This is a genomic window from Rhodococcus sp. NPDC127593 (genome assembly GCF_042671975.1).
Lineage (GTDB): Bacteria > Actinomycetota > Actinomycetes > Mycobacteriales > Mycobacteriaceae > Rhodococcus_F.
In genome coordinates this window covers 1-16,266 of record NZ_JBHXWI010000027.1, presented here as the reverse complement: position 1 = coordinate 16,266, position 16,266 = coordinate 1, and the positions used below count along the sequence as shown (strand labels likewise).

Sequence of the window (16,266 nt, the reverse complement as noted above, 5' to 3'; positions counted from 1 at the left end):
ATCGACAGAATTGGGTTAGGAGAGAAAGCATGGCGGAGCGCTCAGGGCCGAGCCGGATACTTGCTTGCATTCTGGTGGGCCTCGGTGCCTTCCTCTTGGCCGTCGCCATTCTCATTCCCGCCTACACGGTGGGCAAGTTGGAGAAGACGCCGTTGGACCTCGAAGTGACCACGATCGCCGAAGGTTCCGGCAGCGTGCTCAACTCGCAGGCTCTTCTCGCAGGCAAGGCCGAAGTCAACACGAACGTTCCACTGGTGTCACAGCGCTACGTCACCACCGAGGACCCCGCGAACGCGGACGTCGTCACTCTCCAGGCGGGGCAGACGCTGCGGCGCACCGACAAGCAGGGCGACACCGGACTGCTGTCCGCGATCGTCGACCGCAACACCGTCGACCGCAAGACGTCGATGCCGACCAACGACCCGGTGGGCACCATCCAGACGCAACCCAACCAGCCTGCCGAGGAAGTTCCGCGCGACGGACTGCAGTACAAGTTCCCGTTCAACTCGGAGAAGCAGAGCTACCCCTACTTCGACCTGAACGCGCGCGCCACCCAGGACATCGACTTCGTCGAGGAGACGGAGATCAACGGTCTGAAGGTGTACCACTACAACCAGACGATCGATCCGGTCGACCTGTCGAAGGTGGTCAGCTCGCCCACCAACAAGCTGACGCTGCCCGCCGAGGCGTGGGGTGTCCCCGGTGGCACCCTCCCCGTCACGATGACCCGCTGGTACACCAATGTGCGTGACCTGTGGGTCGAGCCCGAGACCGGTGTCGTCGTCAAGGGCCAGGAGCAGCTGCACCAGTACTACGCCCGCAACAAGGACAAGCCGGAGATCGACGTCCTGAAGGTGGAACTGCCGTTCAACGAGCAGACCATCGAATACCAGGTCCAGCAGGCCAAGGACGGCATGGACAAGCTCAGCACGTTCGGTCGCACCGTGCCGATCATCGCCGGCATCCTCGGTGTCATCGCACTGATCGCAGGACTCTTCCTGGGTCTGCGCGGCGGCAAGGGCAGGCAGCCCGCGCAGACCACCGGCGACGACTACCCGCCGAGCGACGGTGGCCGCCACGTCAACATGGACAAGTCGGAGGCTCCCACCGAGCAGCACGACTGGACCACGGACAAGACGGAAGAGATTCCCGTCGCGGATCCGCGCAGGTACGACGAGCGCTAGAGCTCGAGCGGTAGAGCTGTAAAGCCGGACGCCACGTAGTCCGGTGCGAAGGGGACCTCGGTACTTCACCGAGGTCCCCTTCGTCGTTCCCGGGGGCGGCCTGTGCAGTGGCGCAGGATGTCACAGACGGCTCGTCGGAGTGAACGGATGTCACATCGGGCGCGGGGCATCACGCCGCGCGCTGCGCACGGCGAGGACGCTGACGACCAGTGCGGTGCTCGACGCGACCGTGACGGCGACGGCGATGAATTGCCCGATCGTGGACGCGAGGGTCAGCATGCCGGTCATCTCGACGGCGAGGCCGATCCAGGCGATCACCGCGAGGTGCGTTCTCTCCCCCGCGATGGCGGAGAGCAGGGCGCCCTGCAGGACGGCCAGGCAGGCACCGTGGAGTGCGAACAGCCACAGCAGCGACTGGACGGGCTGGTACGCGTCGCCGACGACGAGCGGGACGAGGGGGGCGGCCACCGCGACGGCTGCCACGAGCACCGCACCGAGTCCGACGAGGACGGCGAGCGCCGACCGGATCGCCTGCGCGGAGTGCGCGGGATTCGCCATCCGCGGGTAGAGCACCACCCCGACGGCCTGCGGTAGCCAGAACGCGGCCTTGGTGGCGACGGCGCCCAGTGCGTACAGGCCGGCGTCGTCGTTGCTGAGCACGATCCGGGCGATCACCAGCTCCATCGACGACAACGCGATCAGCGCCAACTGCACCTGCGACGCCTTCAGCACGGCCGCGACGCCGATCCGGGTGCCCGGCTCCCCGGCGATCCCGGAATCGGCGAACAGTCGCGCGCACAGGGCCACCAGCCCGGTGCCGACCGCACTGGCGGCGAGGGCGAGCCCCGGCCCGGCGCCGACGGCCAGCACCACGACCGCGGGAACGACCTTCGCGACACCCGCGGCCGCGAGGACGACGCTGAGCGGACCGAACCGTGCCGCGCCCTGCAGCAGTCCCTGTTCGGTGGCGAGCAGGACCAGGACGGGCGCCGTGATCAGCGCAGAGAACGTGGCGAGCATCCCGGTGTCGAGGGCCCACGACACGAGGGGTGCGAGCAGCATCGCCGCGACCGCGACGATCACCGCGCACCGGTACCCCAGCAGCCGGACCGCGTGGGCGCCCTTGCCCCGGACCACCTCGCGGGCGACGACGGTCTGCAGCGCGAGAGCGGGGACGGCGAGGACGAGCTGGGCCGCCAGCAGACTCGCGAACTCCCCGTAACCCGCCGGTCCGAGCCAGCGGCTCGCCGGCAGATGCAGCAGGTAGGACGCGATGTTCGCGATCATCGAGCCCGCCGTCACCATCGTCACCCCGGCGACCGCCGAGCTGGTGAGGGTCTGGCGTGGCATGCGCCCCATGATGCACTACGTGCCGTCCGAGCCGGGTCGATGCACCACGTATCGTGACGGCCCATGACCGCCCGGCGCCGAGCACCGTTCGTCGCGCCGGTCTACAGCCTCCTTCTGGCATTGCTGATCCTCGGGCCGCTGCTCGGTCCGGGCTACCTGCTGTTGCGCGACGCGGTCAGCACGCCCCGCTCGTATCTGACCGACTCGGCGCTCGGCCTGACGGACGCCGCCGCGCGGGCCGTGCCACAGGATGCTCTCCTCGCGACGCTGAGCGTCGTCGTCGACGGCGGCGGCCTGGTGGTGAAGGCGATCCTGTTGCTCGCGCTGTGGGCGGCGGGCTGGGGCGCGGCCCGGATGGTCCGCACCGTGCTGCCGACGGCGGGGCTCGGACCGCAGCTCGTCGCGGCGACGGTGACGGTGTGGAACCCGTACGTCGCCGAGCGACTGCTGCAGGGTCATTGGAGCCTGCTGACCGGGTACGCGGCGCTGCCGTGGACGGTGTGCGCAGCGGTCGCGATTCGACGGGGTGACCGCCGGGGGTGGTTCGCCCTCGCGGCCTGCCTCGCCGCGGCCGGTCTGACACCCACCGGGGTGTTGCTCGCGGTGGTGACGGCGGTTGCTGTCCTCGCGCTCCCCGGCGGACGACCGGCCGCGTGGCTCCGGGTGACGGGCGCGCTGGGCCTGTTCGTCGTCGCGAGCGCGCCGTGGCTGGCGGCCACGGCCCTGGCCGGCGGCGGCGGGGACGGCTCCGATCCCGCCGGGGTCGCGGCGTTCGCCGCGCGTGCCGAGCCGGGGCTGGCGACGCTGGGCAGTCTCGCCGGACTCGGCGGCGTGTGGAACGAGACCGCCGTCCCGGACACCCGGACCACGCTGTTCGCCCTCGTCGGAACGGTTCTGCTGCTCGGTGTCGTCCTGTGCGGACTCCCGGCGCTGTGGCGGCGGCGACGGCATCCCGCGGTGGGCGCACTGACCGCGCTCGCGCTGGTGGCGGTGCTGCTGCCCACGCTCGGCGCGACCGCGTGGGGTCTCGACGTCGGCCGATGGATGGTGCAGAACGTCCCGGGCGCGGGGTTGCTCCGGGACGCGCAGAAGTGGGTGGCGCTCGCGGCGCCGCTGTATGCGCTCGCCGCCGCGGCCGCGGTGCTGCGACGCCCCGGCACGTGGTCCGTCTCAGCCGTCCTGGTCGTGCTGCTCGCCCTCCCCGACCTCGCGTGGGGCGTCGGGGGCGCGCTGCGCCCGGTCCACTATCCGCCGTCGTGGCAGCAGGTGTCCGCCGAGGTGGAGCGCGACGCGAACAGCGGGGACGTCGCCGTCCTGCCCACCGGCATGTTCCGCAAATTCTCCTACAGCGGTTCCGCTCCCGTCCTGGACCCCGCCCCGAGGATGCTGCCCGAGGACGTCCTGGAGACGGGCGAGTTGGTGGTGGCCGGTGGCACGGTGACAGGCGAGGGGTCGCGGGCGCAGCAGGTGGAACGGGTGCTGCTCACCGGCGGTTCCGCCGCCGATCTCGCGTCGCTGGGCGTCCGGTGGGTACTGGTCGAGCGCGACACGCCCGGACCGCGCGGCGAATCCGCGACCACCCTGGCCGGTCTGGAGCGACAGTTCTCGGACGAACATCTGGAGCTGTACCGCGTCGGCGGCGACGTCGCGCGGCACGAGGCGTCCGATCGGGCACGTGCGACGGTGATCGCGGCCCATGTGCTGTGGGCCCTCGTGCTGGCCGGCGGTCTACTCGGCGCGGGCGTGCTCGAGGCCCGGACGCGCCAGCGCCGGCGACACCAGCCCTGACGTCCGCAGGCCCGCGGCCGTGCCCGCCAGCACCTCGTGGACGCCGTTCCCGGTGTGCTTCCACGAGAACTCACCCGCGCGGATCCGCGCCTTCTCACCGAGGACCATGCGTGTCTCGGGGTCGAGCAGGAGGGTGTTGACGGCCGCGGTCAATTCGCCGACGTCGGCCGTCGCCGCTTCCGCGCTGCCGACCAGCACTCCGGTCACGCCGTCGACGATCGAATCCGTCAGTCCCTTGGAGCTGCGGTAGCCGACGGTCGGGACCCCGTGCTGTGCGGCCTCGATGACGGCCAGACCCCAGCCCTCCTTGCGGGACGGCATCACGTGCAACCAGGACTGCGACAGCAACTGGTGCTTGCGGGTCTCGTCGACGTGCCCGTGGAACGTGACGGCGTCGCCGATGCCCAGCTCGTGCGCGCGGTCGCGGAGATTCTGCTCCCACCAGCCGCCACCGATGACGTCGAGGTGCACGTCGGCGATGGTGGGACGCAGCTCCGCGACGGCCTGGAGGGCGTCCTCGATCTGCTTGTGCGGCACCAGTCGGGACAGGACGCACACGCTGGGGTGCGCGGTCCGGGTGTCGGTGCCGCCGACGTCCACGCCGACCGGAATGTCGTCGGCGCCGTTGCGCACCACCGCGATCCGTTCGCGCTCGACGCCGAGTTCGATGAGTTCGTCGGCGGACGGCAGCGACACGGTGAGGTACTGGTCGTCCCGGTGGGTGCGCGGCGACAACCGTGATTCCACCCACCAGCCGATCTTGCCCATCAACCGGCCCGCCACCGGCCACTGCTCGCGGTGGCAGTGATGCACGAGCAAGGTCACGGGTGCACCGGCGACGACGCGGGAGAAGAACGGGATGCCGTTCTGGGTGTCGATCACGGCGTCGGGCCGGATGCCTCGCAGCGGTCCGAACCCGAGCCGGCCCGCGGCGATCGCGGCGAGGGCGCGGGGGTAGACGCTGTACCGTCCGCCGGCCCGGCTGATCTCGATGCCGTCGACGGTCTCCTTCTTGGCGGCGCCGCGGTAACCGGCGGTGCGGAGGGTGACCTTGATTCCCCGCGCCGCGAGCTGGGCACCGACCTCCTCGAGGTACCGCTCACTGCCGCCACCCTGCGGGTGACCGGTGTCGCGCCAGCAGAGCAGCAGAACCTCTCGCACGTTCATATACTCCTGTGGTCGGTGCGGTACATGTGGTCTCCGGGCGGGACGTTCCGCGCTGTAGTCCCCGAACACCCTATCGGTCGCATTCCACCGGATGTTGCAGCCACCGCGAACGGATTGCGGCCCCGGCGGCTGCACTCGCTAAGGTTCAGTCTCGTGACGACGCCTCCCGTGACCCGGCGATTCGGTCGACGGGCAACCCTGAAGCGGTCGTTCGGCCTGCTCAGCGACTTCCGGCACGAACAGACCGCACCCGACCTGTTCTACGGCGCCCTCGCCCGCGACTCCGTCGAACTGATCGGCGACCTGTACGGCGGTCTGACCGAATCGGATCTCACCGGGACGACGATCCTGGACGTCGGCGGCGGCCCCGGTTACTTCGCGGACGTGTTCCAGCAGGCCGGCGCCCGGTACGTCCCGGTCGAGCCGGATCCGTCCGAGATGCATGCCGCCGGCCTCGCCGTGGGCGGCGCGGTTCGCGGGTCGGGGTTGGCGCTGCCGTTCCGGACGTCGTCGGTGGACATCTGCTTCTCCTCCAACGTCGCCGAGCACGTCAGCGAACCATGGGCAATGGCGGACGAGATGGTGCGCGTGACGAAACCCGGCGGCCTGATCGTGCTGTCCTACACGTTGTGGTGGGGCCCGTTCGGTGGCCACGAAACCGGGCCCTGGCACGCACTGGGCGGTGAGTACGCCGCCCGTCGCTACCTGCGCAAGAACGACCGCGAACCCAAGAACCGGTACGGCGTCTCCCTGTTCAAAGTGGGTGCGGCCGACGGGCTTCGGTGGGCCCGGCGCGTCCCGGACGCGGACTTCCTGGCGGCCTTCCCCCGCTACCACCCGCGCTGGGCGTGGTGGATGGTGCGCGTCCCCGGACTGCGGGAGTTCCTGGTGAGCAACCTCGTTCTCGTGATGCGGAAGCACTGACCGTGGTCGCGCTGGCTCTCGACATCGGCGGCACCAAGATGGCCGCCGGGATCGTCGACGCGGACGGCACGGTGCCACGCCCGGCGACCACCCCGACGCCGGCGACCGGCGTCGCGGACGCGTGCGCCGCCCTGCTGCGCGAGGTCGCGGGGGCGTCGCAGATCACCTCGGTCGGCATCGCCTGCGCGGGACCGGTCGACACGATCGCCGGCACTGCGTCACCCATCAACATTGGCGAGTGGGCGGCCGGATTCGGCCTGCTCGGCTTGGTGCAGGAACTTTTTCCCGGCGTCCCGGCGAGGCTGGCGATGGACGGCGCCGCCGCCGCTCTCGGCGAGCATCACCACGGCGCCGGGCGCGGCGTCCCCGACCTGCTGAGCCTCGTCGTGTCCACGGGCATCGGCGGCGGAGTGGTCCTCGGCGGCCGCATCGCCACGGGCCGCACCGGCAACGCGGGACACATCGGTCATCTGGTGGTCCCCGGCGGAACCGAGCCGTGCACGTGCGGCGGGATCGGGTGCCTGGAGACGGTGGCGAGCGGACCGTCGTCCGTGCGCTGGGCCCGATCCCGGGGATGGCGCGGGACGACGGGGGTCGAATTGGCGAGGGCCGCCGCGGACGGGGACGACGTCGCCGTGGCCGCCCTCGACCGCGCGGGGACCGCGCTGGGGCAGGCGATCGCGTCCGCCGCAGCCCTCCTCGATGTCGATCTCGCGGTGGTCGGCGGCGGATTCGCGCAGGCCGGATCCCCGTTGTGGGACCCGATGCGCAGGGCCGCCGCCCGCCACGCCCGGTTGTCGTTCGTCGCGAATCTGCGGGTGGTCCCGGCGGAACTCGGCGCCTCCGGAACCCTCGTCGGGGCGGGAGTCCTGGCCTTAGACAGGGGCTGACACAGCGGGATCTCCTCACCTGTTCCGAAATTCTGTAACGTGTTCTAGTGTTCAGGGTCACACCACGTTCAGAGAGGAGGTGACCGTGAGCACGAGCACTGCCCGATCCGCCGACGACTCCGATCACTCGTCCGAAGTCGCCCGGCCCCGTGACTCCCGTCGCGATCCGGAGGTGCTGCGAGACGCGCTGCAACGCTGGCTCGCCGCCCAATTGCCCGCCGAAGCCGCACCCGACGTCACGCACGTCCATCTCCCCGACGCCAACGGCATGTCGAGCGAGACCATCCTGTTCGACGCGACCTGGTCGGGCGAGGTTCACCCGCTGGTCGCGCGGGTCGCGCCGGCCGACACGACGATGCCCGTCTTCCCGGACTACGACCTCGACGGACAGTTCCAGGTGATGGCGCAGGTCCGGGAGCACTCCGCCGTCCCGGTCCCGGTCGTCTACTGGTCCGAATCCGACCCCGGTCCGCTGGGCGCCCCGTTCTTCGTCATGGCCCGCGTCTCCGGGCAGGTCCCGCCGGACGTGATGCCCTACAACTTCGGGTCATGGGTGACCGAGGCCACCGAGGCGCAGCGCGCGCTGCTGCAGCACAGTGCGGTGAAAGTCCTTGCGCAACTGCACGACATCGACCGGCCGTGGGAGCGGTTCGCGTTCCTGCGACTGCCCGGCTCCGGCCCCACCGTCACCGAGGCGCTCGCCGCGCACATCCGGCAGCAACGCGAATACTACGAATGGACGACGCGGTCCGGTCCCCGGTCCCCGTTGATCGAACGCGGCTTCGCGTGGATGGAGGAGAACCTCCCGGACGACCCCTCCCCCGCCGTCTTCTGCTGGGGCGACGCCCGGATCGGCAACATGATGTTCGAGGACTTCCGGCCCGTGGCCGTACTCGACTGGGAGATGGCCGCACTCGGGCCCCGCGAACTCGACCTGGGCTGGATGACGTACCTGCACCGGTTCTTCGAGGACATCGCCGCGGCCGCCGGACTCGACGGGATGCCCGACTTCCTGCGACTCGACGACCTCGCCGCCCTCTACGAGGAACTGACGGGCCACACGCCCCGCGATCTCGAGTACTACACCGCCTACGCGGCGCTCCGGCAGGCCACGATCATGCTGCGGATCCAGGAGCGCGCCATCCACTTCGGACAGGCCGTTGCCCCGGAGGACCCGGACGACATGATCATGCACCGCGCCTCGCTGGCGGCGATGCTCGACGGCACGTACTGGGAGAAGATCCGATGACCGCCGACTACGCGGGAAACCCGCTCTCCCCGATGGACGACTACCCCATTCATCAGGTGGCCGAACCCATTCGGCGCGTCGCCACGTCCGACCGCAACTTCTACGACCGCTACTACTTCAACTGCTATCCCTCGGCCGAGTCCGACCTCTTCCTCATCATCGGTCTCGGGCAGTACCCCAACCTCGGCGTGACGGACGCGTTCGCGGTGCTCCGCCGCGGCGACGACCACATCGTCGTCCGCGGGTCGGCCGCGCTGGGTCACGACCGCTCCGACAGCACCGTCGGACCGTTTCGCGTCGAGGTCCTCGAAGGTCTGCAACGCTTGCGCGTGGTGCTCGAGCCCGGCGACTACGACCTCTCCTTCGACCTCACCTTCGACGGCGCGATCCCCGCGACGCTGGAACCCCGCCACTTCCGCAGGCAGCTCGAACGCGTCACGTTCGACACGAGCCGATTCGTCCAGACCGGCACCTGGGCAGGTGAACTCACGATCGACGGGCAGAGCCGCCCCGTCACCCCCGACACCTGGCGCGGCAACCGCGACCGGTCGTGGGGAGTGCGCCCCGTCGGCGAGTCCGAGCCTCCCGGACGTCGCGCGGTCGACGGGATCCAGAACTTCTTCTGGATCTACTCGGTGATGCAGTTCGACAACTTCTCCGTCTCCGTCGTCCTGCAGGAGGACGAACTCGGCAGGCGCATCGTCGAGGAAGCCGTCCGCATCTGGCCGGACGCCGACCGCGAACCCGAATGGCTCGGCCGACCCGAACACGAGCTGAAGTTCGAGCCGGGGGCGCGGGACGTCACGTCGGCGTCGCTGAGTTTCCACCGCCCGACCGGCGAGGTCGTCACCGTCACCTGCGATCTGCTGGTTCCCAACTACATCGGCATCGGCACGGGGTACGGCCTCGAAGCGGATTGGCGTCACGGCATGTGGCAGGGCGAACTCGTGGTGCAGGGACTGCGCAAACGAGCCTCCGAGATCGAGCCGGGACTCCGGATGTTCTGCCCCGTGGACAATCTCACCCGCTTCCGACTCGAGGACGGCGGCGAGACCGTCGTCGGGACCGGGCTGTTCGAGGTCGCGGCGATCGGCCCACACGCACGATACGGATTCGACAGTTTCACCGACACCGCCTCCTGACCGGGGGAACGACACGAGGAATGGACTCATGACCGACTACGAGAAGCTCTACATCGGCGGCAAGTGGGTGGCCCCGGCCACCGATCAGGTGCTCGAAGTGTTCTCCCCCGCGACCGAGGAACGCGTCGGCAGCTGTCCCGTCGCGTCGCCGGCCGACATCGACGACGCCGTCGCCGTGGCCAGGCGGGCATTCGACGAAGGTCCGTGGCCGCAGACGACTCCCGCCGAGCGCGGCCAGATCCTCGCGAAGGCGGCGAAACTCATCGAGGAGCGCGGCGACGCCCTCAACGCACTGATCTCGTCGGAGATGGGCCAGCCGCCCGCGATGGTCGGGATGATGCAGCAGACGCCGTCGCTCGCGACCCTGAACTTCTACGCCGGTCTCGCGAACGAGTTCGAGTGGGAGCAGACCCGCACCGGCGCGTTCGGCCAGACGAAGGTGCTGCGGGAACCGGTCGGCGTGGTGGCTGCGGTCCTCGCCTGGAACGTGCCACTGTTCCTGGCCGTCAACAAGCTGTCCCCGGCGCTGCTCGCGGGCTGCACCGTGCTGCTGAAGCCGGCACCCGAATCCCCGCTCTCCACACACCTTCTCGCCGAGATCTTCGCCGAGGCGGGGGTCCCCGAGGGCGTCATCTCCGTCCTGCCCGGCGGCGCCGACACCGGCGAATACCTGGTGTCGCATCCCGGCATCGACAAGATCACGTTCACCGGCAGCAGTCCCGTCGGCCGCAAGATCGGGGCCATCGCCGCGCAGAACCTCAAGCGCTGCTCCCTCGAACTGGGCGGCAAGTCGGCGGCCATCATCCTCGAGGACGCCGACCTCGCGTCCACGATGCCGATGCTGGTGATGTCCGGGCTCATGAACACCGGGCAGGCGTGCGTCGCGCAGACCCGGATCCTCGCCCCGCGTTCCCGCTACGACGAGGTCCTGGACGCCCTCGTGGCGGGTGCCGGATTCATGACCGTCGGCGATCCGTCCGACCCGGCCGCGCAACTCGGACCGCTGATCTCCGAGAAGCAGCGCGACCGCGTCGAGGGCTACATCGCCAAGGGCAAGGAACAGGGCGCCCGCGTGGTGCTCGGCGGCGGCCGCCCGGAGGGCCTCGACAAGGGTTGGTACGTGGAGCCGACGATCTTCGCGGACGTCGACAACTCGATGACGATCGCCCGCGAGGAGATCTTCGGACCCGTCCTGTCCGTGATCCCCTACGACTCCGAGGACGAGGCGATCAAGATCGCCAACGACTCCGACTACGGACTCGCCGGCTCGGTGTACACCACCGACATCGATCACGGTCTCGCTGTCGCGAAACGGATCCGCACCGGCACCTACGCCATCAACTGGTACGCATTCGACCCCGGCTCACCGTTCGGCGGCTACAAGGCCTCCGGCATCGGTCGCGAGAACGGACCGGAGGGGCTCGAAGCGTTCTGCGAGATCAAGTCCGTCCTCATGCCGCCCGGCTACACGGGGTAGGCGCTTCGCGCCCGTGCGCCTTTCTGGTTGCTGCAGCTACCAGAATGGCGCACAGGTGCGTAGCACTAGCTGCCGAACTGGACCCCGCCCAGCGGACCGCCGACGAGGACGATCTGCGGCAACGTGGTCTGGGGATTGGCGACCGTGGTCAGCGACAGGCATTCTCCGAGCACCGCGTAGGCGCCGTCGGGAAGTTCCGGTGTGGTGAACGTCTTGACCGCGTTGCCTGCGGCGTTCGCGACGACGCGCTCGATCGGATTGGTGGCCCACGCGACGAATCCTGGTTCGAGAACAACGGTGGGATCGGCAAGTACGGCGGGCAGCTTGGTGGCGTCGAATGCGACTGCACCGCAGGACTGGGCGTCCAGCAGATTCAGGACGTTGGGATTGGTGACGGTGATGCCGAGGGTCTTTCCGTCGACCGCGGTCACCACGGTGGGAGGCTGCACTTCCGTCGCTGCGGAAGCGGTCGCCGGCATGGTCATGGCTACGGTGGCGGCGGCTGCGGCAGCGAGTGCGGCACCTCCGGCGAGTCGTTTCATGCCCCTGCTGGTCCCTGTCTGCATCTGCAATCCTTTCGTCGGGTGCGAGCTTCGAGAATCGAGGCTTTACAAACCGAATGGTATGCGTTTACTGCAGACTTCTCCCCTCGAACGACGAATGTCGCAGTGGTTCAGTCGAACTGAACCACTGCGACATTCGGTCACCGGGGAGGGACTAGCTCAGGCGCTGCTTCAGGGCCTCGAACTCGTCACGGATACCGGAGGGAACCTTCTCGCCGAGGAACTCGAACCATTCCTCGATGAGCGGCAGCTCCTGCTTCCACTCGTCGACATCGACCTTCAGCGCCTCGTCGACATCGTTGGCGTTGACGTCCAGGCCGTCGAGCTCCAGATCGGCTGCGGTCGGAACGAATCCGATCGGGGTGGACTCGGCACCGGCCTTGTGCTCGATGCGGTCGACGATCCACTTCAGCACGCGGGAGTTCTCGCCGAAACCGGGCCACAGGAAGCGGCCGTCGTCGCCGCGACGGAACCAGTTGACGTAGAAGATCTTCGGCAGCTTCTCGGAATCCGCGTGCTTGCCGAGGTTGATCCAGTGGTTCAGGTAGTCGCCGGCGTTGTAGCCGATGAACGGGATCATGGCCATCGGGTCGCGGCGAACGGTGCCGACGGCACCCTCGGCGGCCGCGGTCTGCTCGGACGACAGCGTCGCACCCAGGAACGTGCCGTGCTGCCAGTCGAAGGACTCACTGACCAGCGGAACCGTGGTCTTACGGCGTCCACCGAACAGGATCGCGGAGATCGGAACGCCCTGCGGGTCGTCCCACTCCGGCGCGAGGATCGGGCACTGCGACATCGGGGTGCAGTAGCGCGAGTTGGGGTGCGCGGCCTTCTCGCCCGACTCGGGCGTCCACTCGTTGCCCTTCCAGTCGGTGAGGTGCTGCGGGTCGCCCTCGAGACCCTCCCACCAGACGTCGCCGTCGTCGGTCTGCGCGACGTTCGTGTACAGCGAGTTACCGGCCTCGAGCGTCTTCATCGCGTTCGGGTTCGACCCGTAGTTCGTGCCCGGCGCGACACCGAAGAAGCCGTACTCGGGGTTGACGGCGTACAGGCGGCCGTCCTCACCGAAGCGCATCCACGCGATGTCGTCGCCGAGGGTCTCGGCGCGCCATCCGGGGATGGTCGGCTGGATCATCGCGAGGTTGGTCTTACCGCAGGCGCTCGGGAACGCGGCCGCGACGTAGTACGGCTTGTCCTCCGGGGAGATCAGCTTGAGGATCAGCATGTGCTCGGCCAGCCAGCCCTCGTCGTGGGCCATCGCCGACGCGATGCGCAGCGAGTAGCACTTCTTACCGAGCAGCGCGTTTCCGCCGTAGCCGGAACCGTAGCTCCAGATCTCGCGATCCTCGGGGAAGTGGGTGATGTACTTGGTGTCGTTGCACGGCCACGGGACGTCGGCCTGGCCCTCTTCGAGAGGTGCGCCGACCGAGTGCAGCGCCTTCACGAACGGCTTGTCGGTGCCGAGCTTCTCCATCGCGGCAGTACCCATGCGCGTCATGATGCGCATGGACACGACGACGTACTCGGAGTCGGTGATCTCGACACCCAGCTTCGGATCGTCGGCACCGAGGGGACCCATGCAGAACGGCACCACGTACATCGTGCGTCCACGCATGCTGCCGCGGTAGAGGTCGGTCATGAGCGACCGCATCTCGGTCGGGTCCATCCAGTTGTTGGTGGGCCCGGCGTCGATCTCTTCACGCGAGCAGATGTAGGTGCGCGACTCGACGCGTGCGACGTCCGACGGGTCGGAGTTGCCGACGAACGAGTTCGGCTTCTTCTCGTCGTTGAGTCGCGTGAACGTACCGGCCTCGACGAGCTGCTCGGTCAGTCGATCCCATTCTGCGTCCGAGCCGTCGGCGAAGACGACGCGGTCGGGCTGAGTGAGTTCGGCAACCTCTCGAACCCAGGCGAGCAGCTCACTGTGCTCCGTGGGGGGCGTGCCGTCAGTTCCGTTCAGACCGGGAATGGTCGCTGAGGTCATCAAACTCTCCTGGGGTGAGCCGGAACCGGACCATCTGCCGTCCGCTGAGAGAGAACCTCGCAGCGAGTGCCAGACGGTCCGATTTCCCCTCTCGGCGGGGTCCAGCCAGGCCGTCCATGCCACATGGAAGACGCGGGCGCCGGGTGTCCTATCCCTAGAGGTTAACGCCGCGAGTCCCATCTCGGGGAATCGGGTGCGGTTGGAATGGTCACAGAAACGATTCAGTAGAGCTGCCAGGGGCCTTTCCCGCGTTTGCAGTGCGGATTTCGGAGGTGTTCAGCCGTTACCGAGAGTCCCACCATCGGTCTGCTGCCAGTGCACGACGCCGTCGCCGTCGCGGCGAAACTCCCAAGACGCGTACCCGCCGTCCTCGTGGATCATCGTCAGATGGTCTGCGTCGCCGTCCGAGTCGAGGTCGGAGGCGATGACGACGGCGTCGCCCGCGTCGAACGTCTGGGTGTCCAGGACGCCGTCTCCGTCGATGTCGTGGGTCGGATCGGTGAGCGCGACCGCCCCGGAATCGTGGCCGAAAGTGTTCGGATCGAGGTCCGGCATGTCCGGCATGTCCGGCATGTCCGGGACCAGAAAACTCTCAGTCGTCGCCACCACGGTCTCCCTTCGCATTTCGGACCAGTTTCCCGCACAAATCAAGACATATCAAGATAATTCAACACAATTCCACACGAAAGCGGGCGAACTCTGGTCAGGCACCTATGTATTCAGACGTTCGATACGGCGATTCGGTTCCCCGACTGCCTGCGGACCTCCTGCAGCCCCCGGTCGACGGCCCCGAGGTCGCGTTCGCAGGACGACAGCTGCCCGTTGCGTCTCGCGGCCAGGCGACGGAGTTCGCCGTCGATCTGCGCGACCCGCTCGTCCACGTCCCGGGCGCAGATCCGGCTCTCGGCGATGATCGCCTCACTCACCTGAGCCTCCGCCGCCAGCAACCGGCCGAGGACGAACTGCTCCCACTGGGACCGCACGTGCACCAACGCCTCGGTGGCCCACTGCCGCACGTGGGCACGCTCGGCGACGTGCCCGCGCGCCCGCGTCAGCCACCACGCCGCGACCGCTCCCAGCGCGAGGGTGGGCGGGATGGTCGCGATGTCGAGCGCCGGCACCATCGACAGCGGCGAGACCATCAGCCTGCCCAGACCGAGCCCGGCGGACGCACCGATCAGGATCGTCATCCGGTCTTCGAGTCCGCGGTGCCGCGGTTCGGGTCCTTCCGGCGTAACCGGCTCCGGCAGCGGACCGCCGTCCCTGCGGGACCGCAGGTCGTCGAGGCGCACGGTCACCGCGGCATCGACCGCACCACTTCTCTCGCGCACCATCTCGGCCAGCCGGTCGGGGTAACCCGCAAGCGTCCCGCTGCCCGGCGCGGTCAATCTCGGCGCGCGCGGTCGCTCCGGCCGCACGAACCTGCGACCGCCTTGGGGTGGGGGTGCCCATGACGCAGTCACCGTTCAGGAAACGTCTACAAACGTGTCCTGAGTCGACGCCTCACGGTGTCGACGTTGACCCGCACCTGGCGCGGGTCTTCCCGTGGCGGTACCCGTTGCCCGCACGGTGCGGGTCTGACATGGGTTTCCAGCGGGCTCGTTTACCGTCGCCCCGCAACTCGGGGAGGACGCCTCAACCAGGGCCGCGAGGTTGCGGGCCGCGTTGAGGTCACGATCGATGCTCATCCCGCAGGATTCGCAGACAAAGGTGCGTTCGGATAGGCGCAGCTTGGCTTTCACCACACCACAAGCCGAACACGTCTTGGAGCTGGGATACCACCGATCCGCCACGTGCACCCGACGTCCGGACCCGCCGGCTTTGTACTCGAGCTGACGACGCAACTCACCCATCCCGACCCCGGCGATGTGCCGGGCCAATGTTCGGTTGCGGACCATCCCGGCCACATTCAGATCCTCGACCACCACCACGGTATGCGAGCGGACCAACCGGGTCGAGAGCTTGTGCAACCCGTCGCGGCGGGCGTTCGCCACATACGCGTGCAGACGCGCGATCCGCGCCTGAGTCTGTCGCCACCGCTTCGACGGCTGCTGCCCGGTACGACGATCAGGGCCTTGCCGTCGGGCGGCCTGACGCCCCAACCGCCGTAACTCGCGTTGGGCGTGTTCGAGGTGCTTCGGGTTCGGCACCACCTCACCGGTGGACAGCACCGCGAGGGACTTGACCCCGAGGTCCACCCCCACCACCGACTCCGGCAGCGTCGGCGCCGGATCGGATCGTTCGACCTCCACGGAGAAGGACACGAACCAACGACCGGACCGGAACGTGATGGTGGCCGACCGGATCCGCGCCGTCCCTGCCGCGACGCGGCGGGCGAGCTTGCGGGTGGACTCGTGGGTCCGCACCATCCCGATCCGGGGGAGTTTCACGTGCCGACGATCGGTGTCGACCAGCCCGAATGCCCCGGTGGTGAACCGGCACGACAACGGTGTGCGCTTGCCCTTGAACCTCGGGAACCGCACCCTGGAACCCTTCCGCATCCCTGCCCGTGAGCTGGACCAGTTCGTCAGGGCCGTCGCCAGGTTCG

The 16,266-nt window shown here is 68.8% G+C and carries 14 protein-coding genes; 7 read left to right on the top strand and 7 right to left on the bottom strand.

From position 1 onward, the window contains the following. Positions 1-29 precede the first annotated feature (29 nt). Positions 30-1,184, top strand: coding sequence for a DUF3068 domain-containing protein (locus tag ACFVJ3_RS24615; protein ID WP_378454534.1), 1,155 nt, complete (start codon positions 30-32; stop codon positions 1,182-1,184). 150 nt (positions 1,185-1,334) lie between these two features. On the opposite strand, the gene ACFVJ3_RS24610 is transcribed toward ACFVJ3_RS24615, so the two are convergent. After that, the gene (locus tag ACFVJ3_RS24610) at positions 1,335-2,543 is read right to left on the bottom strand and encodes a polysaccharide biosynthesis protein (RefSeq protein ID WP_378454533.1); all 1,209 of its coding nucleotides are present in this window, start codon (positions 2,541-2,543) and stop codon (positions 1,335-1,337) included. 54 nt (positions 2,544-2,597) lie between these two features. On the opposite strand from ACFVJ3_RS24610, the gene ACFVJ3_RS24605 reads away from it, so the two are divergent. Beyond that, positions 2,598-4,322, top strand: coding sequence for a hypothetical protein (locus ACFVJ3_RS24605; RefSeq protein WP_378454532.1), 1,725 nt, complete (start codon positions 2,598-2,600; stop codon positions 4,320-4,322). Here the strand turns inward: ACFVJ3_RS24605 and ACFVJ3_RS24600 are convergent. Next, positions 4,263-5,483, bottom strand: a complete 1,221-nt coding sequence (locus ACFVJ3_RS24600) for a glycosyltransferase family 4 protein (protein ID WP_378454641.1) — start codon at positions 5,481-5,483, stop codon at positions 4,263-4,265. The two genes, ACFVJ3_RS24605 and ACFVJ3_RS24600, sit on opposite strands and share 60 nt — an antisense overlap. A gap of 174 nt (positions 5,484-5,657) precedes the next feature. On the opposite strand from ACFVJ3_RS24600, the gene ACFVJ3_RS24595 reads away from it, so the two are divergent. The 5 genes from ACFVJ3_RS24595 to ACFVJ3_RS24575 all read left to right on the top strand — a co-directional run bounded on the left by ACFVJ3_RS24595 (position 5,658) and on the right by ACFVJ3_RS24575 (position 11,171). Continuing rightward, on the top strand, positions 5,658-6,413 hold the full coding sequence (locus ACFVJ3_RS24595) for a class I SAM-dependent methyltransferase (protein WP_378454640.1): 756 nt from the start codon (positions 5,658-5,660) through the stop codon (positions 6,411-6,413). Positions 6,414-6,415: 2 nt separating this feature from the next. Continuing rightward, positions 6,416-7,303 (top strand): ROK family protein, encoded by an 888-nt coding sequence (locus tag ACFVJ3_RS24590; protein WP_378454531.1) that lies wholly within the window; start codon positions 6,416-6,418, stop codon positions 7,301-7,303. 79 nt (positions 7,304-7,382) lie between these two features. Beyond that, positions 7,383-8,552, top strand: a complete 1,170-nt coding sequence (locus ACFVJ3_RS24585) for a phosphotransferase family protein (RefSeq protein WP_378454530.1) — start codon at positions 7,383-7,385, stop codon at positions 8,550-8,552. After that, positions 8,549-9,694 carry a hypothetical protein gene (locus tag ACFVJ3_RS24580; protein WP_378454529.1) on the top strand — a complete coding sequence of 382 codons (1,146 nt, stop codon included), beginning with the start codon at positions 8,549-8,551 and terminating at the stop codon, positions 9,692-9,694. The genes ACFVJ3_RS24585 and ACFVJ3_RS24580 overlap by 4 nt, the downstream gene beginning before the upstream one ends. 28 nt (positions 9,695-9,722) lie before the next feature. Further along, the gene (locus ACFVJ3_RS24575; RefSeq protein ID WP_378454528.1) at positions 9,723-11,171 is read left to right on the top strand and encodes an aldehyde dehydrogenase; all 1,449 of its coding nucleotides are present in this window, start codon (positions 9,723-9,725) and stop codon (positions 11,169-11,171) included. A gap of 65 nt (positions 11,172-11,236) precedes the next feature. Here the strand turns inward: ACFVJ3_RS24575 and ACFVJ3_RS24570 are convergent, their stop codons facing one another. From ACFVJ3_RS24570 to tnpB, 5 genes are all read right to left on the bottom strand, one after another. Then, positions 11,237-11,737: a hypothetical protein gene (locus ACFVJ3_RS24570; RefSeq protein ID WP_378454527.1), complete on the bottom strand. Its 501-nt coding sequence runs from the start codon at positions 11,735-11,737 to the stop codon at positions 11,237-11,239. Positions 11,738-11,888: 151 nt separating this feature from the next. Further along, positions 11,889-13,718, bottom strand: a complete 1,830-nt coding sequence (locus ACFVJ3_RS24565; protein ID WP_378454526.1) for a phosphoenolpyruvate carboxykinase (GTP) — start codon at positions 13,716-13,718, stop codon at positions 11,889-11,891. Between the two features lie 276 nt (positions 13,719-13,994). Continuing rightward, positions 13,995-14,324, bottom strand: a complete 330-nt coding sequence (locus ACFVJ3_RS24560) for a DUF6802 family protein (protein WP_378454525.1) — start codon at positions 14,322-14,324, stop codon at positions 13,995-13,997. Between the two features lie 113 nt (positions 14,325-14,437). Further along, entirely contained in the window at positions 14,438-15,136 is a 699-nt protein-coding gene (locus ACFVJ3_RS24555) for a hypothetical protein (protein WP_378454524.1), read from the bottom strand. A 48-nt stretch (positions 15,137-15,184) separates the two neighbouring features. Next, on the bottom strand, positions 15,185-16,266 hold a 1,082-nt coding region (gene tnpB, locus ACFVJ3_RS24550; protein ID WP_378454523.1), incomplete at its 5' end, for an IS607 family element RNA-guided endonuclease TnpB.

Bases quoted from the DNA above. Each gene is read 5' to 3' on its own strand.
- ACFVJ3_RS24575 (WP_378454528.1), top strand. From the start codon at position 9,723: ATGACCGACTACGAGAAGCTCTACATCGGCGGCAAGTGGGTGGCCCCG.
- ACFVJ3_RS24580 (WP_378454529.1), top strand. From the start codon at position 8,549: ATGACCGCCGACTACGCGGGAAACCCGCTCTCCCCGATGGACGACTAC.
- ACFVJ3_RS24615 (WP_378454534.1), top strand. From the start codon at position 30: ATGGCGGAGCGCTCAGGGCCGAGCCGGATACTTGCTTGCATTCTGGTG.
- ACFVJ3_RS24570 (WP_378454527.1), bottom strand. From the start codon at position 11,737: ATGCAGACAGGGACCAGCAGGGGCATGAAACGACTCGCCGGAGGTGCC.
- ACFVJ3_RS24565 (WP_378454526.1), bottom strand. From the start codon at position 13,718: ATGACCTCAGCGACCATTCCCGGTCTGAACGGAACTGACGGCACGCCC.
- ACFVJ3_RS24610 (WP_378454533.1), bottom strand. From the start codon at position 2,543: ATGGGGCGCATGCCACGCCAGACCCTCACCAGCTCGGCGGTCGCCGGG.
- ACFVJ3_RS24605 (WP_378454532.1), top strand. From the start codon at position 2,598: ATGACCGCCCGGCGCCGAGCACCGTTCGTCGCGCCGGTCTACAGCCTC.